The sequence below is a fragment of the Haladaptatus halobius genome (genome assembly GCF_020618475.1).
GTDB classification, from domain to species: domain Archaea; phylum Halobacteriota; class Halobacteria; order Halobacteriales; family Haladaptataceae; genus Haladaptatus; species Haladaptatus halobius.
In genome coordinates this window covers 2,062,887-2,084,336 of the sequence record NZ_CP085335.1, presented here as the reverse complement: position 1 = coordinate 2,084,336, position 21,450 = coordinate 2,062,887, and the positions used below count along the sequence as shown (strand labels likewise).

The following is a 21,450-nucleotide window of genomic DNA, read 5'->3' as shown; positions in this document are numbered from 1 at the left end:
AGAATTAATAACAGTACAAATCGTCTGCGTATAGCGATTACTGTATACAGATTCCATGAGAATATGAAAACATTATTAAACAAAATTCGAGTGTTTCAACGTTGCTCGCGCCACTCTACGAGGTGACCATCGCCATTCTCTTCCAAATCGTCCCGTCGGAAGCGCGCTTAATCGTACACCCACAGGTTACAGACCTTCTTCCGGAGTATTTCCGAGGTGTAGACGAGACGAGCAACGTTGAACGTCACACTCGACCAGCAGAGGTGCCTTAATAGCGGTCTGATCGAGGTGTGGAAATTTGTAAAGATTGATCGAATTATCCGAGGATTACGCGTTATTCTACTCTACGCGAATCCGTTCCGAAAGACCATCGACGTCTCAACACAGAGCGACATCACTATTCCATCTCTAGGAACGAGGCCCGTATGTCTCGAATCGCGGAGCACGCCGTCCGAGCGACGTCGACCGAAAAAAGGCGGTTCGCGTTCGACGGGGGGATTCAGTACTGTCCCTGACCGGGCTGCTGACCCATCTGCGACTGCTGACCCGACTGTTGCCCCATTGCCTGCTGTCCACCCTGCCAGCCGATGGCGTCGAGCATCTGGGTCGTCGAGTTGACGGCTCGTTGCAGGTCGGAGATGACCGGCGTGAGCATGGGTTGCTGTTGGGCGGCTTGCTGAAGCTGCTGGATATCGTCCTGCGCCACTTCGACGAACGTCTGGGCCAGATACGGACCGTGACGGGAGTCGCGGACGATGAGCTTCTCGTTGAGCTCCGCTATCTCGGCGAGGTCTTCGAGCGCCCGCGGAATCTCCGTCTCGCCCGGTATCTGCCCGTGAACCTGCTCGGCCGCCCACTCGCACGACTTCTTTAATCGACTGAAGTCGTGTAGCGCCGTCCGCATGTCGTTCGTGAGCATCTCGTCGTACGCGAGAATCTGTTGCTGGCCGGACTGTTGCCCCATCGACTGTCCTCCCATCGATTCTTGCATCGGCTGCTGGACCATCTGTTGTTGACCGCCTCCCTGCTGTCCGCCTATCTGCTGACCCGTCGGCTGCTGGCCGCCCTGCTGTCCCTGCGATTCGCCCGTCGGTTGGTGCTGGCTGTGCGGTTGCTGATACTGTCGTGCCATTGTAAAACCCATCGACGCAGACCACGGTGATTTCCATAGCTGTGATGGCCTCTCGATTCCCCAGTCGAATTTAGGCGACGACGCGTCGATTTATACGCGCCCGTACCGTCGTCTCCCACATGAACCGGGAACGGGGCTTCTTGGTGTTCCTGATAGCCGTCTTCGGCCTGTTGGCCGCCCTGCTCGTCAAACCGTTTCTCCAGTACGTGCTGGCGGCGATTCTGCTGGACTACGTCCTCCACCCGCTCCAGAGACGACTCGGCCCTCGCGTCGGCTCGCGCATCTCCGCGCTCTCGCTCGTGTTGGTGGCCACCCTCGTCGTGCTCGTCCCGGTCGCCAGCTTGCTTGCCATCGCCATTCGGCAGGCGATCTCGCTCCTCCGAGCCATCGCCCGAGGGGACTCTCGACTGCTGGAACTGCTGCCCCTCGTCGAGCGGTACACCGGCATCTCCATCGAGGGTCGGAGTTTGCAGGAGTTCATCTCGACCGACGTCACGTCGGGACTGTTGGAGAACGCCCTGAGCGTGTTCGGGGGTATCTCCGACGCGCTCATCGGCATCACAGTGCTGGCGTTTCTCCTCTACTATCTCCTCGTGGACGGGGCGGCGTTCGTCAGTTGGCTTCGACGGATAACCCCGCTCGCGGAGGGCGTACAGGACGAACTGTACGCCGAGATGGATCAGGTGATGTGGGGCGTGCTCGTGGGCAACGTGCTTGTCGCCCTCGTTCAGGGCGTGCTGACCGGCATCGGCCTCGCCATCGCGGGCGTTCCGGGCGTGGTGTTCTGGACGGTCGTGACGATCCTCCTCTCGTTGCTCCCGATCATCGGTGCCTCGGTCGTCTGGCTTCCCGCGTCGGTGTACCTGTTCGTCGCCGACCGCCCGGTCGCGGCGGCGTTCCTGTTCGCCTACGGAACGCTGGTCATCAGCCTCTCGGACAACTACCTCCGCCCCGTCGTCAGCGGTCACGAGGCGCGGCTGAATCCGGGGCTGCTCGTCGTCGGCATCTTCGGCGGCGTCTACGTGTTCGGAATCATGGGGCTGTTCTTCGGCCCCGTCGTGCTCGGCATCCTCCGGGCGCTCCTGACCGTGTACGCCCGCGAACATCCGACCGAATCGCAGACGTGACGACGCCCCACGACGACGCCCCAATCACCACGCACGGGTCGCGCGCTCGCCGAGCGAGTTGTTTTCGATGACATTGCCCGACGACGACCGCGACGCGACGATATCCCGCTGATTCCTCGCGCCGCGGTTACCGACGATGCGGTTCTCGTCGCTCGATATGAGCAGGATACCCGTGTCGCTGCTCTCGACGATTCGGTTGCGGAGGACGGCGTTTCGGTCGCTCGACCGAAGGCGGACGCCGACGGAGTTCCCTCGCGCGCGGTTCTCCGCTATCGTATTGTTCCGCGCGCCGTCGGCGAGGTAGACGCCGTAAAAGCGGTTCGAGACTCGATTGTTCCGTACTCGGTTATCGCTAGCGCCGGAGAGCCAGATTCCCGCGATTCGATTCTCGGTCGCGACGCTATCGCGCACCGCGTTCCCGTTCGCACCGAACAGGGCGACGCCGAACTGGTTGCGCCGGGCGACGGTGCCGACGATCCGGTTTCCGCCGGCTTCGACGAGTTGGACGCCGACCAGCGCGTTCTCGGTCGCCGTGGTGTTCCGAAGTGTGTTGTTCTCGCTCGCCCCGACGAGGAAGACGCCCGCCACCGCGTTCGACCGGGCGACGTTGTCCGCGACCGTCCCTCCGCGAATCGACACGAGCGAGAGACCGACGCGGTTGCGCGTCGTCGTCGTGTTCCGAACCGTCGCGTTTCTGACGCCCGCAAACCGAATCCCGTCGTCCCAGTCGCTCGCAGCGACGTTTCGCACCGTGACGTTCGAGTCGCTCGTGACGAGAACGCCCGCGGAGCCGAACGCGCCGACGCCGTCGATTCGGTGCCCCCGCCCGTCGAGCACCACGTCGTTCGCCGTGATGCGGAGACAGCGACCGTCCGTCGCGTTCGTCACGTCGTCCGCGAGCGCGTAGCGACCGGGACTCGAAATCTCCCGGCAGGAATCGATCGCCCGTTGGCCGACACCCTCGGAGACTTCGGAGACTTCGGCGACCCCGGTGAGCGAGAGTACGAGCGATATCGTCAACGCGACCGACGCCGTCCGCGCGAGTAAACGTGCGACGCGCATGGTTCGACATCGCGCTCCTCGCAGTTCGTTATTCGCTCGCGGTCGTCGGGCAATCGCTCGTTTCCGGCGAGTTACGCTCGCAACCGACGAAGAATGGGGATTTCGACGACCTTCTCGTCCGGCAAATCGTCCCACCGAATCCCCGACGGTCGCACGAACTCAGTCTCGGTGCGGACGGCCCGCTTCGGGGTCACGACGCAATCCATCGGCACGTCGTGGGCTTCGACCCGAACGTCACCGTCCACGACCTGCAACTCGTGTACCGTGGTGACGACGGTCGTCGAGTCGTCCACCGCGTCGAGTTCCCGAAGGACGGCGTACTCGAGGTCGCTGTACCCTTCTCCCTTTCCGGCTCGTGCCCCGTCTTCCGTGACGGCGACGCTTCCGGAGACGACGAAATCGACGTGGGGCATCTCGTCCGGGGCGACGGGGTCGGCGTACCCGTCCATCTTCGAGACCGTGGCGGCGGCGTCGGTGTCGGCGATCTCCGCCGGGTCGAGTTTCATGAACGGCTTCTCGTCTCTGAGCCGCGGTTGGGCCATGTAGACGACTTTCCCCTCGCGGAGCGCGCGCCGCCGTACCGGCAACTGGGGAGCGTCCGGGTTGGCCTTCACCACGTCGGCGTTCCGCCACTCCGGCAGATCGGCGAGTCGCTCCGCCGCCTCCGAAGCGCCCGTGAAGTTCGGTATCCGATCGTGGGGCGGAAACGGAAACCGGGCGACGCCCTCGTCTTCCAATCGAGTCCAGATTCGCTCGCGGAGGTCGTCTTTGTCCATACCGGGAGTGGTGCGCCGCCGAACAAAAAGCGCGGGTGTCGGCCTCGGTCCGTTTCGCCCTCGGTCTTCGACCTCGGGCGTTCTACGCGCCCGGAACCGCGACGAGAGCGACGCTCCTCGACGCCGCCATAACGACTTTGCTCTCCCCTCCCGTCCTGCGTGTGATGGCGAAATACGTCTCTCTCATCAAACTCCGGGGGCCGGTGCAGAACGTCCAGAAGATGGCGTCGGTGTGGGGCGACCTCGACACCGAAGTTCGAGAGTACGGCGCCGAACTCGAACAGAGTTACGCGATACTCGGCGAGTACGACTTCATGGTCATCATGGAGGCACCCGACCGGGACACAGCCTTCCGCGCCTCGCTCGCTATCGAGAACCAGGGATTCGACTCGCAGACGATGGAGATAATTCCCGTCGAGGATTTCGCGGATCTCGTGGAGGATTAGTTCGGCGAACCGCCCGGCGGAAGCCTCAATTCCGCTCCGCCCCAACTTCGACCGTGATTCGACTGCGGGACGGAATCCACATCGACGCGAACCGAACCGTCGTCGCCGACGCGCGGAGCGCGGTCGGCGACGTGAACTTCGTGAGCCACGCCCACGCCGACCACACCTTTCGGACGACGCCGAAGACGGTGCTCTGTTCCGCCGAGACCGCCGCGCTCGTGCGGGCGCGGACGGGCGCGAAGTTCGAGTTCACCGAGTCGGTGCCCGGCATCGACCTCCTGCCCGCGGGCCACGTCGTCGGGTCGCGGGCCGCACTGATAGACGCCGACCGGCGATACCTCTACACCGGCGACTTCTCGACGCGAGACCGCCTCTTCCTCGACGGGTTCGACCCGGTTCCGGCCGACGTGTTGGTGATGGAGACGACCTATGGCGACCCCCGGTATCGCTTCCCGCCGCAAGCCGAGTTGGAAGCCGAAATCTGCGATTGGCTGGCCGACCGCGACGACCCGCTCTTCCTGTTCGGCTACTCACTCGGGCGGGCGCAGAAACTCCAGCACCTCGCGCGCCGGGCGACGAACCGCCCGGTCGTCGTCGGCGATTCGATTAGGCGAGTGAACGAGGCGATCGAGACGGTGAGCGACGTCTCGTTCGACGCGGAGTCGTTCGAGGCCGACGCGCTCTCGGGCGACGAGATAGTCGTCCTCCCGTCCAACCTCTCGCGCCGGAAGTGGGTGACCGACCTCGTCTCCCGGGTCGGCGGCGTGAAAGTCGGCTTCTCTGGGTGGGCGGTCACGGATTCCTATCGCTACCGCGGCAACTACGACGTGACGTTCCCGCTCTCCGACCACTGCGATTTCGACGAACTCGTCTCGGTGGTCGAGGCGGTGAGCCCCGAAACCGTCTACACCCACCACGGTTTCGCCGAGCAATTCGCCGTGTACCTCCAGAAATCGGGGTTCGACGCGCGGGCGCTGAAGCGGAATCAAACGTCGCTCTCGGAGTTCGCGTGAGTCGGTCTCCTTCCGGTTTCGTTCGACGAGGGAGCGGCGCACTACGCTCGTTCGAACACGCCTTGTACCACGACGATACGCCCTTCCTCCAAATTTTCGACCACGTTCGCCACCTTCTCCGTGGTATCCCGACCCATGAGCGGGTTCAGTCCGAGCGCGGGCGGCGCATCCGCGGAGCGTGACGCCATCGTCTCCATCACGCCGCGGAACCACTCGGTGCTCTCGGCGGTCACGTCCCGCCACGTGACCTCCTCGAAGCCCGCTTCCGACGCCGTCTCTCGCATCTCGTCGGGCGTCGAGAGGAAGTCGATGGCGTCGTCCCCGCCCACGGAACCGGGACGGAGAGCGGTTCCCCGGAACCGACACAGATCTCGTACAGCGCGAGGCAACCGCCCGACCGCAGGACGCGCCGGGCCTCGCGGAACGAGCGCGGTTTGTCTGCGACGTTCATCGTCGTGTGCTGCAGCCACACGACGTCGAACGCCCCGTCGTCGAACGGGAGGTCGAGGGCGTCCGCGCGTCGGAAGCGAACCTCGTCGTCGAGTCCGACGAGTTCGGTGAAGCGTCTCGCCCTCGGCAGTAATCGGCCACGAGGTCGACGCCCACCACACGGCAACCGAACTCGGCGGCGAGCGTTCGGGCGAGGCCGCCGATTCCACAGCCGACGTCAAGTACGGACGCCCCCGGCTCTACGTCCGCGAGTCGGGCCAGTTCCCGGGTCGCCTCGCGCCCCCAGATGTGGAACTCGTCCACGGCCGCGATGTCGTCCCGAGTCAGCGCATCGGCGTCGGTTCCCGCCGCATGAAACGCGTCGACGATACTCTCGCCGAGATTCGGAATCCCGTAGTGGTTCTCGATGGCCTGTCCGTCGGTCGGTTCGAATCGTTAGTCGCCACGGCGTCTCACGGAAGACGCTACGGCGCGGGAGGAGTTGACGTTATTTCGTGAAACCGCTTCGTCCCGTGAGGCGCTTTCACGGGGTGAAAGGCCTACGAGGGTCGGCTCGCGGTTCTGCCACGGTCGAGTTCGGCGCAGGAGGATTCGTCGCTGGCGAGTACGTCACGGTCGAGCGGCCGCGCTTCGCGCCGATACGGCTCGTACACCGACTCGGCCCACGCGATCGCTTCCGGCGCGTCGGTGTCCACGATGGCTCGGAGCAGTCCCGTATCGCGGTCGTGACAGCACAGCGCGACGCGGTCTTCAAAGATTGCGAATCCGCATCGGGCGTCGTCGGGAAGGTCGTCGTGGAGGAGGACGGTGCAGTTCTCGCACCGCGCCGCGGTCGTCGCCGCCGCCGCGTCCCACGACAACACCGTTTCGAAGACCGGCGGCGTGTAGATGACCTCCGTTTCCATCGCATCGACCAGCGCCGAGAAGCGCTCGGCGACGAACTCGCCGAGTCGCGTCGTTCCGTATCGCGCCCCCTCGCGGGTTATCTACGCTCGTTCCTCGAAATCGCGCAGGATTCGGCTCGCGGTCGGCGTCTCGACGCCGACCGACTCTCGGAGGTCTCGCCTGTCGCGCGGCCGCTCGGCCAACGAACGGTGCACTTCGAAGCGGTACGGCGACCGGGCGAGAAACTCGACTTCTTCGAGTACCGAATTCATGCTAGGAGTACGCATAGCACACTACTACTGTTGCGGTGCGTTCACGCCGAAAGGGACGAAACCGTGCGGGTATCTCGAACGTAGCGACCTAGAAATCGACTCTTAATGCTCGGCAGGCGGTCGATAACAAAGCCCGCGTCCGGCGTTTCGCCGTGTCGTGTCCGGTCTTCGTCGCCTGCTCGCTCGCGGAGTCGTCGTCGCTCTCGTCGCTAGCGCCTGTCTCGTCACGATGACGGGCGTCTGGCCGCCGGCCTACACCGTCATCAGCGGGAGCATGGCTCCGAACGTCGAACGCGCCGACGTGGTCGTCGTGATGGACGAACATCGCGTCACGCCGCCGGGAAGCCGAGCGGGTGTCGTCTCCGCGCAGGTCGCATGTGAGCGAGGCTATCGGTCGCTCGGCGGTTCCGGCGACGTGCTCGTCTTCCAACCGAACGGCCACGAGTCCGTGATTCCCATCCTCCATCGCGCGCGGTTCTGGGTCGAAGCGGGCGAGAACTGGTACGACGAGGCCGATCCCGCGTATCTCGGCGAGGCGGACAACTGCGCGGAGCTCAGGAACTGCCCCGCACCCCACGCCGGATTCGTCACGAAAGGCGACGCGAACTCGTACTACGACCAAGTGGTCGGAATCTCGCGGCCGGTTCGCCCGAAGTGGATAATCGGCGTCGCCGTCGTCCGCGTCCCCGACCTCGGAAGCGTCTCCACACGATTCGGCGATCACTCGCGGAGCAGCGCGACGCTGAGCAGCTTTCCACCGCCGCAGACCGTCGATTCGCGGGTGAGCGCGTACAGCACGCCGTCGCGGTCGGTTTCGACCTCTTGTAACACCTCGTACGTCGCCGGGTCGTACAGCGTTCCGACGAGGTCGCCCGCCTCGACGCGGTCACCGAGTTCGCGGCTCGACTCGACGACGAACAGCCCTGAGTCGGTCGCGTCCACCCGACCGAGGTGGTTGCGCGCCAGCACGGGGTCGCCGTTTTCGACGGGGCGTTCCGCGAGCACGCCGAGTTGACGACAGACGTTCAGTAGTCCGTCTAGTCCCGTCTCCACCGCGCCCTCGACGACTTCCTTGTTGTGCGCGAGTTCGGGGGTGATGGAGGGGATTCCTTCGTGGGTGGCCGCGACGCGGAACTTCCCGCCGAAGTTTCGCTCCTCCCACTCCGCGTTGGCGTCGTCGCCCGCCTCCTCGGAGAGCAGGAGGTCGGTGCCGAACGCTTCCGCGAGTTCGCGCGAGTCGCGGTCGCCCTCCATGAACACGACGTGGGTGAGCATATTCGGGCTGCCTGTGTGGAGGTCGACGATGGCGTCCGCGTCGCTCGCGTACTCCCAGAGGGTGGCCGCCATGCGCTCGTGGAGCGTCCCCTCGCTATCACCGGGCCAGACGCGGTTCATATTCGGGTTGACGCTGTCGAGCTGTTCGGGCGTGGTGTAGGACACGCGATCGAAGGTGAGCGGGTCGGCCACGGGAACCGCGACGATTCGCCCCGCGAGCTCCGCGGGGTCTATCTCCTCGTGGAATCGCCGGAGCACCTCGGTTCCGTTTATCTCGCTCCCGTGCTGTGCGGCCTGTACATACAGCGTCGGGCCGTCGTCCGCACCCTCGTAGGTGTGAACCGTCGTTTCGAGCGCGACCCCCGAGGGAAGCCGGGCCAGCGTCACGCGCTTCGCGGTGTGTCCTGCCATGGGTGGGTGACGGTACGGAAGGGTGTTGAACGTATCGTACTGAACGCAACCAACCGATTCCGTTGAAACATCGACGGTCGACGTAACGTAATCCCCGTGATGGGAGGGTTTGTTCGTCACGAACGCCGAGCGATCACCGCGAATCTTCCTCGTCTTCTCCGGCCCAGTGATCCACGGAGTCGTCGAGCCGATAGTATCCGTGGAGGGTTCGGACGTCGCGTCCGCCCGGCGGCGACCCGACGAACACCCCGAACTTCTCCGAGTCGGGGTACACGGTCACGTCCGGTTCGCGCATCGTCGAAACGGCCGCGTAAGTTAGCGGCTCGTCGGAATCGTTGATGAGCCGATGCGCTCCGCGCTCGTCGGCGGGGAGGGCGACGTAATCACCTTCGACCAGCGATACCGTCTCTCCGTCGAGCCGCAGCGTACCCGTGCCGGAGAGGACGAACAGCGCCTCCTCGTTCCCTGCGTGATAGTGGTAGGGCCACGACCGTCCGCCCGGCGGGAGTTCGTACAAACTACATCCGAGTCGGTCGCCGCCGGCGGCGTCCCCCAACTGCTTCCGTTTGAACGACGTCTCTCCTTCCTCCAGCGTGCTCCAGTCTACGTCATCCGCGTTCACTTTCCCCATGCGAAACGGAACGAACTCGGCCACCATAACGCTACGCGAGGTTCTGCGAACGCTACGGCTATCGCGGGACGTTCGCCGGAAACGTTTCACTCGAACCCCGTGCGGTGCTAAGTCCCTAGGTCGAACGCCCAGAACGGTTATACGGGTGGCACTGCGAGTAAGTGTCATATAACCTCTAGCGAGAGAAAAGAGCGTGAGCGCTACGATCTGGATAGCGAACAATCGTTGAGTACGATGATTCTCGAGGCGATCGAAGACCAGAAGGGTGAGGATTTATCGGAGGCCGATTTCCGACTGTACGACGACATCGACCCGGACGCCCTCGATAACCTCTTTCGGAAGGACGCCAACGCCGACACCACCGTCGAATTCAACACCGACGACGTAACGGTCACGCTCCGGGGCGATGGAACGGTGAAGATTCGGGTAGAACCCCGCGATACCGACAACTAAGGGAGTAACGCTTCTAGAGTCCGATTGAATCTCGACGGAGTTAACGAACCTTTTTACGTGATGGCGAGACCACCATCGACCGATGTACTCGCGCGAACACTTCGTCATCGGCGCGGCGGTGTCGGGGCTGCTCCTCGTCCCTTTGTCGGGGCGATTCTCCACCTCGCTGCTCGTCGTCCTGTTTTCCTACGGCGTCCTCCTGAGCGTCTTCGTGGATCTGGATCACTTCGTCCTCACGCGCTTTCGAACCGGCGACTGGCGACATCTCCGCGCCTGCCTCGCCGACCCGACCGCCGCCTTCGGCGACCAGGATTGGGTGTTCGAGGATATCGACGACATGGAACACGAGCGCATTCTCTCGCATGTCCTCCTCGGCGGTCTGCTGGTCGGCGGACTTGCGGTTCTTTCGCCGGCAGTGGCGGTCTTCACCGCCGTCGTCCTCTACTGCCACGTTCTCGCGGATCTGCTTCGGGACAACGGGTATGCGTGACCGGCGGGGAGTGACGCTGAGTCGGAATTACGACGCCGAACTCCTCCCCCGACTTTGCCCCTCCGAGCGTCCGACCCTGCGAAGCATCCGGTACACGGGGAACAGGAGGTCTTCCAGTTGCCCCGAGACTCCCGTCGGGTGAGCTCAGACGATGACGGGGACGCTCGCCGCCTCGGCGCGCTTGACGACGCGGTCGGGCGTGCTCCCGAACACCCACCGCTTCAGCAGGCGGGTGCGCGACGCACCGATGACGAGGACGCCGCCGTGGTCGGCCGCCGCCGCCACGAGACCGTCGGCGACGGTCTCGTCCGTCGTTTCATGGCTCCGTACCGTCGGCACGTCTGGTAAGTTCGACAGCGTCCCTTCGATGTCCTCCGCCGTCCCGCCCGCGTCGCTCGGCGTGCCGTTGACGACGTGAACGTCCGAGCCGCTCGCTCCGAGTTCATTCACGAGCGAGAGCGCCGCCTGATGGTGAGGTCCGCCGCCGGCCCCGACGGTGATGGTGTCGAGGTTCGATTCCCCGCCGAACCCGTCCACGAACAACACGTCGCACGGCGCGTCGTACTCCACCTCCTCGGCGATATCCTCGTGTTTCTCGGGATAACCCATGAGGATCGTCTCGGCGTCGTCCTCGCGGGCGGTGTGGAGGATGTCGAACGCTACGTCGCGGCAGACGTGCCCCTCGACGGAGTATTCCGCGTCGATGTCGGCGTCTTCGAGGATTTCGAGGAGGCGGTCGGCCCGCTCGTCGGCGATGTCGGTGACCGTCTCGCTCGGCGTCGGATTCCACGTTCCGGGGCTCTTCCACCTCGGTCTCCACTCGGTGACCCATTTCGCGGATTTCATGCTCCTCGGCGGACTCATCTTCGTCAATCTCGCGCTCATCCAATCGCGGCGAAAGAACCCCGACATCGACCGTCAGTTCGAAGTGCCGTTCGTCCCGTGGGTGCCGATTATCGCCGTTATCGCCAACCTCGGACTCCTGGTCAACGTCGAACCGACCGCTCTTGGCCTCGGCATCGCCGCGGAGGTAGCCGGCGTCGGCTTCTGGTTCGCGTGGAAATCCACCGGCCCTCAGGAAGAGCAGTTCGAACGCGAAACGCCGACGGTCGTCAGCGAGAACCGAAAGGTGACCCGCGATTACCAACTCGCGGAGCCCATCGCCAACCCCGACCACGTCGAGCAGATGATGCAAACCGCGCTCGACATCGCCGAGGACAGGGACGGCGAACTGCTGGTGCTCTCCGCCGCGACGGTACCGGAACAGACGCCCATCTCGGAGGAGTACCGCTCCGTCGACGACGAACGCGACGTGCTCCGCAACGCGATGGAGTTCGCCGAGGACTCCGACGTTCCCGTCCACGGTATCGTTCGGATCGGCCACCGCGCGTCCGATGCCATCCTCCACACGGTCGAACAGCACGTCAGCGACGCGGTGCTCATCGGCTGGCGCGGCGGCGGGTCACACCGCAGGGAAGTCGTGCTCGGAAACACCGTCGATAGGGTGGTCGAGGAGGCCCCCTGCGACGTGTTCGTCGAGAAGATCGGCTCGCATGGGGAGGGTGTCGAGTCCATCATGATACCGACCGCGGTCGGCCCGCACGCGGAGTTGGCGACGGAGACCGCTCGCGCCATCGCCCACTCCGAGAGCGCGACGGTCGAAACCGTTCACGTCGTCTCCCCCGACGCCTCGGGTGACGAGCGCGAATCCGCCCGCGAACTCCTCTCCGAGACGGCGAACACGTTGGAAGACGTCTCCGTCGAACAGTCGCTCTACGAAGGCGAGGGCGTCGCGGACACCGTCGTCGAGCGAACCGACGACCACGACCTCACCATCATCGGTGCGACCCGCGAGAGCGAACTCCAGCAACTCGTGTTCGGCGCGCTTCCGGAAACCATCGCTCACCGCACTGAGAACACGATCATCATAACGAAGCGGAATCTCGGCCTCACTTCCCGCCTCTCTCGCTGGTTCTCCTGATCGCTCTCCCTGCCGCCAAAGAGAAATAATCTTACCCGAGGAATGGCAAACGCCGACAGAAGGAACCACATGCGAATCATCATCGTCGGCGCAGGTGAGGTCGGGTCGTCAATCGCCGGGAGTCTCGCCGACACGCACGAGGTGGTCGTCGTCGACCGGGACGGTGAGCGCGTCGACTCGCTCACCTACTCGCACGACGTGTTGGCGCTCGAAGGCGACGGCACGTCGCTCGCCACGTTACAGGAGGCGGGTATCGAAGAAGCTGACATGATAATCGCCAGCACCGACGACGACGAGACGAACCTCGTCGTCTGCGGGACGGCGAAGACCGTGGACGATCCGTTCACCATCGCTCGGGTGAAGAAAGTCGATTACCTCGACACGTGGGAACACACCGAACAGGGCGCGTTCGGCGTCGATTTCATGGTCTGTACGAACCTGCTGACCGCGATGGACATCGTTCGCGTCATCGGCTTACCCGCCGCCCGCGACGTCGACCCGTTCGCCGGGGGGAAAGTGCAGATGGCCGAGTTCGAAGTACGTGAGGAGAGTCCCGTGGCGAACCAGACGGTTCGGCAGGCGGATAGGTTCGACTCACTCACCTTCGCGGCCATCATCAGAAACGGCGACGTCGCCATCCCACGCGGGGAGACGGTGATTCAGGCGGACGACAAAGTCGTCGTCATCGGCAGTCCGGAGAGCGTCCAGCAGTTCGCGCTCGAAGTCGCGCCGGACGAGACGCCGAGCGCGGACAAGGAACTCGTCATCATCGGCGGGAGCGAGATCGGCTTCCACACCGCTCGTCTGCTCGAAACCCGCGACCTGCGACCCAGACTCATCGAGCGAGACCGCGACCGCGCTCGGGAACTCGCCGAAGACCTCCCGAAGACCGTCGTCATGGCGAGCGACGCGACGGACGCCGAGTTCCTCGCCCGCGAACACGTGGACGAGGCGGACGTGGTCGTCGCGGCCTTGGAGAACGACGAGAAAAACCTGCTCGTCTCGGTGCTCGCGAAGCAACTCGGCGCGGAACGCGCCATCGCCATCGTCGAGGACGCCGAGTACGTCTCGCTGTTCGAGACGGTCGGCATCGACGTGGCGGTCAACCCGCGCGAGGTGACCGCCGAGGAGATAACGCGGTTCACCCGTGAGGAGCGCGCCGAGAACATCGCGCTCATCGAGAACGACCGCGCCGAAGTGCTGGAGATCGAGATCGACGCCGACAGCGTCCTCGTCGATCAACCCATCCGCGAGGGCGTCGCCGACCTCCCGTCGGGCGTCGTCATCGGCGCGATCACGCGAGGCGGCGAGTTCATCGTCCCGCGCGGCGACACGGTGGTGAAAGAACGCGATCACGTCGTCGTGTTCGTCGATACGGACGTACTGTCGGAAGTGAGCGCCGCACTATGAACCTCCGCGTCGATTGGCGGGCGAGCGTGAGCCTCGTCGGAACGGTCGTCAAGTGGCTCTCGGTGCCGCTCCTCTTTCCGCTCCTCGTCGGCCTCTACTACGGCGAAGGGATCGTCACGTTCGTCGTCACCATGGGAATCGCCCTCGCCGTAGGCTGGTCGCTCGAACGCCTCGACCCCGACCCGGACCTCGGCGCGCGCGAAGGATTCCTGATGGTCGCGCTGACGTGGTTCGCGGTGTCCATCGTCGGCGGCCTTCCGTACGTCATCGGCGGAAACGACATCGTACTCGGCGGGGAGGTTCCCTTCCTCGTCCTCCAGTCCGGCCCGTCGACGCTCGCAGACCCCGTGAACGCGCTGTTCGAGAGTATGAGCGGATTCACGACGACCGGGGCGACCGTGATGGGAGACATCTCGTTCGAGACCCACACCCACGCGCTGCTGATGTGGCGGCAGTTGACCCAGTGGCTCGGCGGGATGGGAATCGTCGTCCTCGCGGTCGCTATCCTCCCGGAACTGTCGGTCGGCGGTGCCCAACTGATGGACGCGGAAGCGCCGGGACCGGGAATTCAGAAGCTCACGCCGCGAATCGCGGAGACGGCGCGGGCGCTCTGGAAGGCGTACCTCGGCATCACGGCGCTGGAGATACTCCTGCTGTACGGTATCCACCTCGGCGGTCTCGCCCCCGAGATGACGTTCTACAACGCCGTCGCCCACGGTTTCACGACGATGGCGACCGGGGGATTCTCGCCGGAAGCCCGGAGCATCGAGGCGTTCTCAGCGGCGGTGCAGTGGCTCATTATCCCCTTCATGGTCGCGGCGGGGACGAACTTCGCACTATTCTGGCACGTCCTGAACGGCGACCCCCGCAGCCTCGTCCGCGACGCGGAGTTCCGGTTCTACGTCGGCGTGCTGGCCGTCCTCTCGGCGGTTCTGACCGTGCTGGTCTACACGCACGAGGGTTTGGTATTCGTCCCCGGCGGCCCGGCGGTCGCCGGAAATATCGAATCGTCGGTTCGCCACGCCTCGTTCCAACTCGTCTCCATCGTCACGACCACGGGGTACGCGAGCATGGACTTCAACACGTGGAACAGCTCCGCCCAGTACCTCCTGCTCGCGGCGATGCTCATCGGCGGGAGCGCGGGTTCGACCGGCGGTGCCATCAAAATCGTCCGCTGGCTGGTCATCCTAAAATCATTCCGCCGGGAGCTGTTCACGACGGTTCACCCCGAAGCGGTTCGTCCCCTCCGACTCGGCGGTCGCGCGCTAGACGAACGAGCGGTTCGGGGTATCTACGCGTTCACCCTGCTCTATCTCGTTATATTCCTCGTCAGCGCGCTCCTCATCTTCCTCGACGCCGAACGCGCGGGCGGGCCGAATCTCAACACCTTGGAAGCGTTGAGCGCGGTCGCCGCCACGCTCGGCAACGTCGGTCCGGGGTTCGAACTCGTCGGTCCGATGAACAGCTACATCCGGTTTTCGGACACGTCAAAACTGCTCATGGTCGTGCTGATGTGGATCGGTCGCCTCGAAATCCTGCCCGTGCTGGTGCTGTTAACGCCCGCCTACTGGCGGTCGTAGGGGCACCATCCCTTTCACGCTGGCCGACGTATCGCGGTCGATGATCGGCGCATACACCACCGTCATCACCAGCGCCGGAACCGCCGGTGATGTCGTCGAGCGGATTCGAGAGCTTCCGAACGTAACGGAGGCGCACGTCGTCGCCGGGGAGTTCGACGTCATCGCCGAAATCGAAGCCGACGACGTGTACGGCGTGCAGAAGACGGTTTCGTCGGGAATCGGTTCGTTGGAGGGTGTCGGACGAACCCGAACGTATGTCCGGTTGGATTGAACGAAGTCCGGTTCGACTAACTACCGAACAACCGCTCTCGAAGCGACCGTTTTCGGGCCTTCTCGGCGAGCAAGACGGAGCAGTTCACGTCGTTCACGACTTGGAGCGCGAGCGCGCCGCGGACGAGCCGTGAGAGGAGCCCCTCCTCGGTCGCGCCGATGATAAGCATCGAGCAGCGTTCGGCCTCTCGCTCGATAGCGCGTTCCACGTCGTCGTCTTCGGTGACGACGAGGTTCGCTTCTGACAGCCCGTGTTCGGCGGCCCAGTCGGCGAGGAATCGTTCGCCCTCCTCGGTCGAGTTGTCGGTGACGTAGAGGAGCGATACGTCCGAGTCGTACTCAACTTGGAGCATCCGTGCGAGGGCGGCGCTGAGGTCGGAGTCCGGCCCGCCCGCGGTCGGGACGAGCACCCTGCTGGGGTCGAACCCGCGGTCGCGGTAGACGACCACGTCGCAGGGCAGGTCGTTCGTGAGTTCGTCGATGGCACTTTCGGCCCGTCCGGGCGACCCGTGGCTGTCCTCGCCCCAGCCCATGACGACGAGATCCGCGGCGTGGGTTCGGGCCGCGTCGAATATCTCCTCGAACGAGCGGTGCGAGAGGATGGTGTGCGTCTCGACAGGGACGCCGAACGTCTCGGCGTCCTCGCGGGCGCGAGCGAGGAGGTTCGCGGATTCGGCGTCGAGTTCCTCGACGTGTTCCGCGCCGCTGGCGAGGGGCGTCTGGTCTGGCACCTGCACGATGTGGGTGGCGACGACCGTCCCGTCGCGCTGGTTCGCCACCGCGCTGGCGAGCGAGATGAGGTCTTTTTCGTGTTCGGGGTTCGCCAGCGGCACCATCACGCGGTAATCTCCTCCGTCGGGTTTCACGGAGGTCGCGGCGGAGACGGCCGGTTCGGGCATCTGCTCGGGTCGGCTGAGGACGTACCGGCTCAGCACGCCCTGTTTTTCGGTTCGCGGACGCGCGTACACGAAGAACCAAGCGATACCGCCGACGACGAAGAGGACGCTCAGCGCGATTTCGACGGGTGCCATGAACGCGATGAGGCCGAACGAGAACAGCGCGCCGAGAATCGGGGTTGCGGGGTACATTGGCACCCGAAACGGGGGGTCGTACTCCGCCACGTCGGCTTCGCGCATCACGATGAGCGCGATGTTGAGCAAACCGTAGACGATGAGGTGGAGGACGCTTCCGGCCTTCGCCAGCACCTTGATGTCGCCGACGAGGATGAGCGCGAGGATGATAACGCCGGTCACCGCGATGGAGCGGTAAGGCGTGGCGAATCGCTCGTGGATATCGTTGAGCCACGCGGTGATGAGTTTGTCCCGTCCCATGGCGAAGTTGATGCGCGAGGAAGCGAGAATCGAGGCGTTCGCGCTCGACGCCGTCGCCAACAGTCCGCCGAAGACGATGAGACCCGCACCGACCCCGGCTAGTCCGAGCGCCTCGCCGAACGCTACCTCGGCGACTTCGACCACGGGGTCGGCTCCCAGCGCTGCGAGGTCCCGCCAGTTTATCACGCTCGCCATCACGACCATCAGCACGGCGTACATTATCGTCACGATGACGACGCTCCCGACGACGGCGAGCGGGAGGTTTCGGCCGGGATTCTTTATCTCCTCGGCGACCGTGGTAATCTTGGCGAAGCCGAGGAACGAGACGAACACGAGCGCGGTTCCGAATGGAACCGCGCCGTATCCTCGCTCGGTCGGAGCGAACGGTTTGAGCGTCGAGAGGTCGGCTTGGAGGAAGCCGAGCACCGAGAACACTGTCAGGATGGCGACGAGCGTGATGACGATGACGTTCTGGAGCCGTCCCGTCTCCTTCGCGCCGACGTAGTTGACGCCGACGAAGAGCAGTCCGGCGAAGAAGGCGGCGACCTGCTTCGGTTCGAGCGCGACGATTCCGAGGTCGACCGCGGGCACCGCCACGAGGGCCGTCACGAAGTCGCCGAAACCGATCATGTAGAACGCCGAGGCGAACGCGAGTCCCATCCAGTTGCCCATCCCCGCGACGGAACCGAACAGCGGCCCGAGCGCGTGGTTGACGTAGTAGTAACTTCCGCCCGCTTTCGGCATCGCGGTGCCGAGTTCGCTCGCCGAGAGCGCGGTGAACAGCGAGATGACGCCGCCGAGGACGAACGAGAGGGCGATGGCGGGGCCGGCGACCCCGTACGCTTGCTGGGGCAGGACGAAGATGCCCGCGCCGATCATCGTCCCGACGCCGATGGTGAGCGCGGCGAGCGGGCCGAGGTCTTTGGCGAGTTCCTCGTCCGCCATCAGTTCGCCTCCGCGTCCGGGAGCACCACCACGGGTCGGTTCGTCTCGGTGACGAGCGAGAGCGTCACGTCGCCGGTTAGCAGTCGCACCCATCGACTGCCGCCGCGCGGGGTGAACGCGATGGCCGTCGCGTCCACCTCGTCGGCCGCGTCGAAGACGGTCTCGGCCACGTCGGTTCCGTAGACGAGTTTCGTTTCGACCGGAACGCCCGCGCCGTCACAGCACTCCCGGATAACCGCGAAAATCCCGTCTGCCCGTTCTTCGCGCTGTTCGACCGACGCCTTGTCGGGTGCCCCGCCACCTTTCTCGACGACGTGGACTGCGACGACCTGCCCGCCGGCGGACGCGATGTAATCGATGGCGGCTCGGCAGGTCGATTCGGCGTCTTCCTCGCTTGCGAGTGGAAGGATAACTCGTTCGAACAGCTCCGTCATGTGATGTACCACCCGGTGTCGATGACCTGTCGCGTGTATCGTCGGGTGGGGTCGGTCCAGCGCTCGATATCAGACGTGTCTCTAACGGCGTGTCGATGCGTCATGTGGCGGAGTAGTTGCTTCGGGGGGTGATAATGGCTACGAAAATCGTGACCCTATGTCACACTTCGACAACCCAGAGGGTGAACATCTCCGGGCACTCGTACGCCTCGCGGAACGTTCGTTCGACGAACTGCGCGATGCGGTTCGCGTCGGCTTTCGCGCTGATCCGAACGTTCGTTCCCTCGGCCTCCTCGGGGCTGTGCAGTTCCTCGATCTTGAACGCCGGAAACTCCCGAACGAGCGCCTTCAGCCGTTCGAGTTCCTCGTCCGTGTAGTCCGCGTTGAGGGTTCTGTCGCCGAACTGTATCCACGGTGGGGCCTCCTCTCGTTCCCCTTTCCCCGCCGCTTCGGGGTCGAACTCGGCCTGTAGCGTGCAGAACGCGCTGCCTCGATTGCGGTGCGCGGTGATCGCGTCCACGACGAGCTTCCGGCGCTCTTTCGGCGTGTCGGCGCTGAAACGGCTCATAGCCGGACGTTCGTCGCCCGCCGACAAAAAACGGGTGTTCCGGGCGACGAAGCTGTTTCTTTAACTCTTTATGCGAGGCCGATGCAGGTGTGGACATGAGCCAGAACGTTCTCATTCTGGGTGCGCCGGGCGCTGGCAAAGGAACTCAGAGCGCGCGAATCGCCGAGGAGTTCGATGTCGAGCACGTCACGACCGGCGACGCACTCCGTGCGAACAAGCACATGGAGACGGAGCACGGTACTCCCGCGAGTTTCATGGACGAGGGCGAACTCGTGCCCGACCCCGTGGTGAACGAGATCGTGCGGGCCGCGCTCTCGGAGGCCGGCAGGTACGTCCTCGACGGCTACCCGCGCAACCTCTCGCAGGCGGAGTACCTGGACGACATCACCGACCTCGACGTGGTGCTCTACCTCGACGTGGACGAGGACGAACTGGTCAATCGGCTCACCGGGCGACGCCTCGACCCCGAGACGGGCGACATCTACCACGTCGAGTACAACCCGCCGGAGTCCGAGGAGGTCGAAGAACGCCTCGTCCAGCGCGAGGACGACACCGAAGAGACCGTCCGCGAGCGCCTGCGCGTCTACCGGGAGAACACCGAACCCGTCATCGACCACTACGAGGAGCAGGGCGAACTCGTGCGAATCGACGGCGAACAGACCCCCGACGAAGTGTGGGACGACATCCGAGAGACCATCGAAAACGAAGCGTAACTCCGACTCACTCCAACGACAGTTCTTTTCCGCTCGGTTCGACCGACTCGGTTTCGAGGAGCGTGTCGAGTCGCCGCTCGAACTCGGACTCGTTTATCTGACCGCTGGCGTACCGCTTTCGCAGGGTCTCGACGGCGTCGAGTTCCTGCGATTCGTCCGCGACCGCGTCGGATTCGTCCCGCCGAGCTATCGCCCACGCCACGAACGCGAGGACGACGCCCGCGACGAGGGCTTCCGGTGCTAACGCACCCGTGATCGCGACGAGAGGGACGAGGAAGACCAGAATCGCGCCCAACGAGATGGTTCGCCAGAAGTCGTCTTCCGGGAGCAGTTGGTTGAAGCTACCATTCATGTCACGTATTTCATGCAAATACGATAAAAACGTTGTCGTGGAGACGCGGGATTTTTCACGTCCATGGTGGCGGGTGGGCCAGCTGCCGAGCGTCCACACAGCTAGTCACAGGAAGCGCTAACTCGTCCGGACCTTCTCCTGGTGGACTGAAAGGGCGAGGGGTGAGAGGCGCAGTGCGCCTCGATTGCGAACGGTGCAACCGTGAGTGGGGTAAACTCGCGCGTCTCACTGTGCGCTTCGTCTCGTTCCCTGCGGTCACTCGACTGTAGTGCTTACTTCGTTGTGCTTCGTTTATCCCGCGAGGGCTTTCTGGTACACTATCAAAGTCCATACATCAGGTGCCTTTCTTCGACGCTATCGCTATCAAGGGCAACGCTGATGGGATTTCGAGGATACTATCACCGAGTTTTTGAAAGTGGTTCGGACGAGGATATCAGAGGAAACTCTCGAGTAACCTCGCAAAAGAAATTCCCTCTCGTCGTGTCGATGGCGAAGGTTGATTAACGACGGATTCCAAACGCGTGATAATGGCACGGACAGCGCAGAAGGTGGAATCGCTCATCGCCGAAGACCCGGCGATGGCCGACGCCCTGTCGGTCGTGTACGAGCGCACCGATGCGGAGTCGGACGAGGTCGAGTGGGGCGACGTGAGCGACGAACTCACCAGCGGCCAGTGGGGCCGGTTGATAGAGAAGGGCATCCTCGTGGACGGCGACCGCGGCTTCGAACTCGCCGACGCCGGTGCAGTCGAGAGCGCGCTCGACGATTCGAGCGGGAGCACCGCGTCCGCAGCGACGACCGACGTGGACGACGTGGAAGGAACGACGTGGTCGAAGTGGGACAAACTCGCGGCGGTGGCGAGCATCGGCCTGTTCGCGGGCTACTCGCTGAAGTCGGTTCGAGGCGTCGTCGGAGGCGCAGTCGACGTGTTCATGGGTCCCATCGAGTCGGCGCTCCCCTTCTACGTCGTCATCATGATTCTCGCAATGCTGACCGGGCTTTACTCCACGCTCCTGCAGGACAACCTGATGAACATGGAGAAGATGGGCGCGTACCAGCAGCGGATGAAGGACATCCAGAAGCGCCAGAAGGAAGCGAAAGAGAAGGGCGACGAGCAGGCGATGGAGCGCATCCGCGAGGAGCAGATGGAGGCGATGGGCGACCAGGCTGGCATGTTCAAAGAGCAGTTCCGCCCGATGGTGTGGACGATGTTCCTCACCATCCCCGTCTTCCTCTGGATGTACTGGCGAATCGGGGGACAAACGCCGACCGTCGTCCCGAACCAGATCATCCTCCCAATCGCAGGCGGTCCCTTCGGGTGGCAAAAGGGCATCCTCGGCCCGATGCAGGCGTGGATCATCTGGTACTTCCTCTGCTCGATGGCGTTCACCCAGCTCATCCGGAAGGCACTGAACATCCAGACGACGCCGACGTAACAAAACC

At 64.1% G+C, this 21,450-nt stretch carries 26 protein-coding genes and 1 pseudogene; 12 read left to right on the top strand and 15 right to left on the bottom strand.

What is annotated here, in order from left to right; genetic code table 11:
* Window positions 1–499: 499 nt before the first annotated feature.
* A complete protein-coding gene (locus tag LIW51_RS12115) occupies window positions 500–1,132 on the bottom strand; it encodes a hypothetical protein (RefSeq protein ID WP_227374382.1) in 633 nt (210 codons plus the stop codon).
* Window positions 1,133–1,251: 119 nt separating this feature from the next.
* Here LIW51_RS12115 and LIW51_RS12110 point away from each other — a divergent pair, with 119 nt between their 5' ends.
* Entirely contained in the window at window positions 1,252–2,259 is a 1,008-nt protein-coding gene (locus LIW51_RS12110) for an AI-2E family transporter (protein WP_227374381.1), read from the top strand.
* 24 nt (window positions 2,260–2,283) lie between these two features.
* On the opposite strand, the gene LIW51_RS12105 is transcribed toward LIW51_RS12110, so the two are convergent.
* The gene (locus LIW51_RS12105; protein WP_227374380.1) at window positions 2,284–3,321 is read right to left on the bottom strand and encodes a right-handed parallel beta-helix repeat-containing protein; all 1,038 of its coding nucleotides are present in this window, start codon (window positions 3,319–3,321) and stop codon (window positions 2,284–2,286) included.
* A gap of 71 nt (window positions 3,322–3,392) precedes the next feature.
* Window positions 3,393–4,097, bottom strand: a complete 705-nt coding sequence (locus LIW51_RS12100; protein WP_227374379.1) for a 5-formyltetrahydrofolate cyclo-ligase — start codon at window positions 4,095–4,097, stop codon at window positions 3,393–3,395.
* Between the two features lie 35 nt (window positions 4,098–4,132).
* On the opposite strand from LIW51_RS12100, the gene LIW51_RS12095 reads away from it, so the two are divergent.
* Window positions 4,133–4,543, top strand: coding sequence for a GYD domain-containing protein (locus LIW51_RS12095; protein WP_227374378.1), 411 nt, complete (start codon window positions 4,133–4,135; stop codon window positions 4,541–4,543).
* Between the two features lie 53 nt (window positions 4,544–4,596).
* Window positions 4,597–5,556, top strand: a complete 960-nt coding sequence (locus tag LIW51_RS12090) for an MBL fold metallo-hydrolase (protein ID WP_227374377.1) — start codon at window positions 4,597–4,599, stop codon at window positions 5,554–5,556.
* Window positions 5,557–5,597: 41 nt separating this feature from the next.
* On the opposite strand, the gene LIW51_RS39140 is transcribed toward LIW51_RS12090, so the two are convergent.
* A complete protein-coding gene (locus LIW51_RS39140) occupies window positions 5,598–5,840 on the bottom strand; it encodes a hypothetical protein (protein ID WP_227374376.1) in 243 nt (80 codons plus the stop codon).
* Window positions 5,786–6,309 (bottom strand): annotated as a pseudogene (locus LIW51_RS39135) (SAM-dependent methyltransferase). The gene LIW51_RS39140 and the pseudogene LIW51_RS39135 overlap by 55 nt, the downstream one beginning before the upstream one ends.
* Between LIW51_RS39135 and LIW51_RS12075 the strand changes: the two are divergent.
* On the top strand, window positions 6,295–6,504 hold the full coding sequence (locus LIW51_RS12075; protein ID WP_227374375.1) for a hypothetical protein: 210 nt from the start codon (window positions 6,295–6,297) through the stop codon (window positions 6,502–6,504). The pseudogene LIW51_RS39135 and the gene LIW51_RS12075 sit on opposite strands and share 15 nt — an antisense overlap.
* 41 nt (window positions 6,505–6,545) lie before the next feature.
* Here LIW51_RS12075 and LIW51_RS12070 read toward each other — a convergent pair whose 3' ends face one another.
* From LIW51_RS12070 to LIW51_RS12050, 5 genes are all read right to left on the bottom strand, one after another.
* Window positions 6,546–6,923 (bottom strand): transcriptional regulator FilR1 domain-containing protein, encoded by a 378-nt coding sequence (locus LIW51_RS12070; RefSeq protein ID WP_438267372.1) that lies wholly within the window; start codon window positions 6,921–6,923, stop codon window positions 6,546–6,548.
* A 69-nt stretch (window positions 6,924–6,992) separates the two neighbouring features.
* Window positions 6,993–7,163 (bottom strand): hypothetical protein, encoded by a 171-nt coding sequence (locus tag LIW51_RS12065; RefSeq protein ID WP_227374373.1) that lies wholly within the window; start codon window positions 7,161–7,163, stop codon window positions 6,993–6,995.
* Between the two features lie 88 nt (window positions 7,164–7,251).
* Window positions 7,252–7,887 carry a hypothetical protein gene (locus tag LIW51_RS12060; protein WP_227374372.1) on the bottom strand — a complete coding sequence of 212 codons (636 nt, stop codon included), beginning with the start codon at window positions 7,885–7,887 and terminating at the stop codon, window positions 7,252–7,254.
* Window positions 7,884–8,849 carry a succinylglutamate desuccinylase/aspartoacylase family protein gene (locus LIW51_RS12055; protein WP_227374371.1) on the bottom strand — a complete coding sequence of 322 codons (966 nt, stop codon included), beginning with the start codon at window positions 8,847–8,849 and terminating at the stop codon, window positions 7,884–7,886. The genes LIW51_RS12060 and LIW51_RS12055 overlap by 4 nt, the downstream gene beginning before the upstream one ends.
* A 133-nt stretch (window positions 8,850–8,982) precedes the next feature.
* Window positions 8,983–9,480: a cupin domain-containing protein gene (locus LIW51_RS12050; protein ID WP_227374370.1), complete on the bottom strand. Its 498-nt coding sequence runs from the start codon at window positions 9,478–9,480 to the stop codon at window positions 8,983–8,985.
* Between the two features lie 225 nt (window positions 9,481–9,705).
* Here LIW51_RS12050 and LIW51_RS12045 point away from each other — a divergent pair, with 225 nt between their 5' ends.
* Both LIW51_RS12045 and LIW51_RS12040 read left to right on the top strand, forming a co-directional pair.
* Window positions 9,706–9,933, top strand: coding sequence for a HalOD1 output domain-containing protein (locus tag LIW51_RS12045; RefSeq protein ID WP_227374369.1), 228 nt, complete (start codon window positions 9,706–9,708; stop codon window positions 9,931–9,933).
* A gap of 82 nt (window positions 9,934–10,015) precedes the next feature.
* A complete protein-coding gene (locus LIW51_RS12040) occupies window positions 10,016–10,423 on the top strand; it encodes a hypothetical protein (RefSeq protein WP_227374368.1) in 408 nt (135 codons plus the stop codon).
* A gap of 144 nt (window positions 10,424–10,567) precedes the next feature.
* Here LIW51_RS12040 and LIW51_RS12035 read toward each other — a convergent pair whose 3' ends face one another.
* On the bottom strand, window positions 10,568–11,269 hold the full coding sequence (locus LIW51_RS12035; RefSeq protein WP_227374367.1) for a universal stress protein: 702 nt from the start codon (window positions 11,267–11,269) through the stop codon (window positions 10,568–10,570).
* Between LIW51_RS12035 and LIW51_RS12030 the strand changes: the two genes are divergently transcribed.
* From LIW51_RS12030 to LIW51_RS12015, 4 genes are all read left to right on the top strand, one after another.
* A complete protein-coding gene (locus LIW51_RS12030; RefSeq protein ID WP_227374366.1) occupies window positions 11,247–12,404 on the top strand; it encodes a universal stress protein in 1,158 nt (385 codons plus the stop codon). The two genes, LIW51_RS12035 and LIW51_RS12030, sit on opposite strands and share 23 nt — an antisense overlap.
* A gap of 69 nt (window positions 12,405–12,473) precedes the next feature.
* A complete protein-coding gene (gene trkA, locus LIW51_RS12025) occupies window positions 12,474–13,814 on the top strand; it encodes a Trk system potassium transporter TrkA (RefSeq protein ID WP_227376798.1) in 1,341 nt (446 codons plus the stop codon).
* Entirely contained in the window at window positions 13,811–15,394 is a 1,584-nt protein-coding gene (locus tag LIW51_RS12020; protein WP_227374365.1) for a TrkH family potassium uptake protein, read from the top strand. The genes trkA and LIW51_RS12020 overlap by 4 nt, the downstream gene beginning before the upstream one ends.
* Window positions 15,395–15,434: 40 nt before the next feature.
* Window positions 15,435–15,665 (top strand): Lrp/AsnC ligand binding domain-containing protein, encoded by a 231-nt coding sequence (locus tag LIW51_RS12015; protein WP_227374364.1) that lies wholly within the window; start codon window positions 15,435–15,437, stop codon window positions 15,663–15,665.
* Between the two features lie 16 nt (window positions 15,666–15,681).
* Here the strand turns inward: LIW51_RS12015 and LIW51_RS12010 are convergent, their stop codons facing one another.
* The 3 genes from LIW51_RS12010 to LIW51_RS12000 form a co-directional block, all read right to left on the bottom strand.
* Window positions 15,682–17,940, bottom strand: a complete 2,259-nt coding sequence (locus LIW51_RS12010; RefSeq protein ID WP_227374363.1) for an amino acid permease — start codon at window positions 17,938–17,940, stop codon at window positions 15,682–15,684.
* Window positions 17,940–18,374 (bottom strand): universal stress protein, encoded by a 435-nt coding sequence (locus LIW51_RS12005; protein WP_227374362.1) that lies wholly within the window; start codon window positions 18,372–18,374, stop codon window positions 17,940–17,942. Before LIW51_RS12005 ends, LIW51_RS12010 begins: the two co-directional genes overlap by 1 nt.
* A 160-nt stretch (window positions 18,375–18,534) precedes the next feature.
* Complete coding sequence (locus LIW51_RS12000; RefSeq protein WP_227374361.1) at window positions 18,535–18,942, bottom strand: DUF7975 family protein; 408 nt, start codon at window positions 18,940–18,942, stop codon at window positions 18,535–18,537.
* Window positions 18,943–19,037: 95 nt separating this feature from the next.
* Here LIW51_RS12000 and LIW51_RS11995 point away from each other — a divergent pair, with 95 nt between their 5' ends.
* Window positions 19,038–19,655, top strand: a complete 618-nt coding sequence (locus LIW51_RS11995) for an adenylate kinase (protein WP_227374360.1) — start codon at window positions 19,038–19,040, stop codon at window positions 19,653–19,655.
* Window positions 19,656–19,662: 7 nt separating this feature from the next.
* On the opposite strand, the gene LIW51_RS11990 is transcribed toward LIW51_RS11995, so the two are convergent.
* Window positions 19,663–20,007 (bottom strand): SHOCT domain-containing protein, encoded by a 345-nt coding sequence (locus tag LIW51_RS11990; protein WP_227374359.1) that lies wholly within the window; start codon window positions 20,005–20,007, stop codon window positions 19,663–19,665.
* A 527-nt stretch (window positions 20,008–20,534) separates the two neighbouring features.
* On the opposite strand from LIW51_RS11990, the gene LIW51_RS11985 reads away from it, so the two are divergent.
* Entirely contained in the window at window positions 20,535–21,443 is a 909-nt protein-coding gene (locus LIW51_RS11985; protein ID WP_227374358.1) for a DUF106 domain-containing protein, read from the top strand.
* Window positions 21,444–21,450 lie beyond the last annotated feature (7 nt).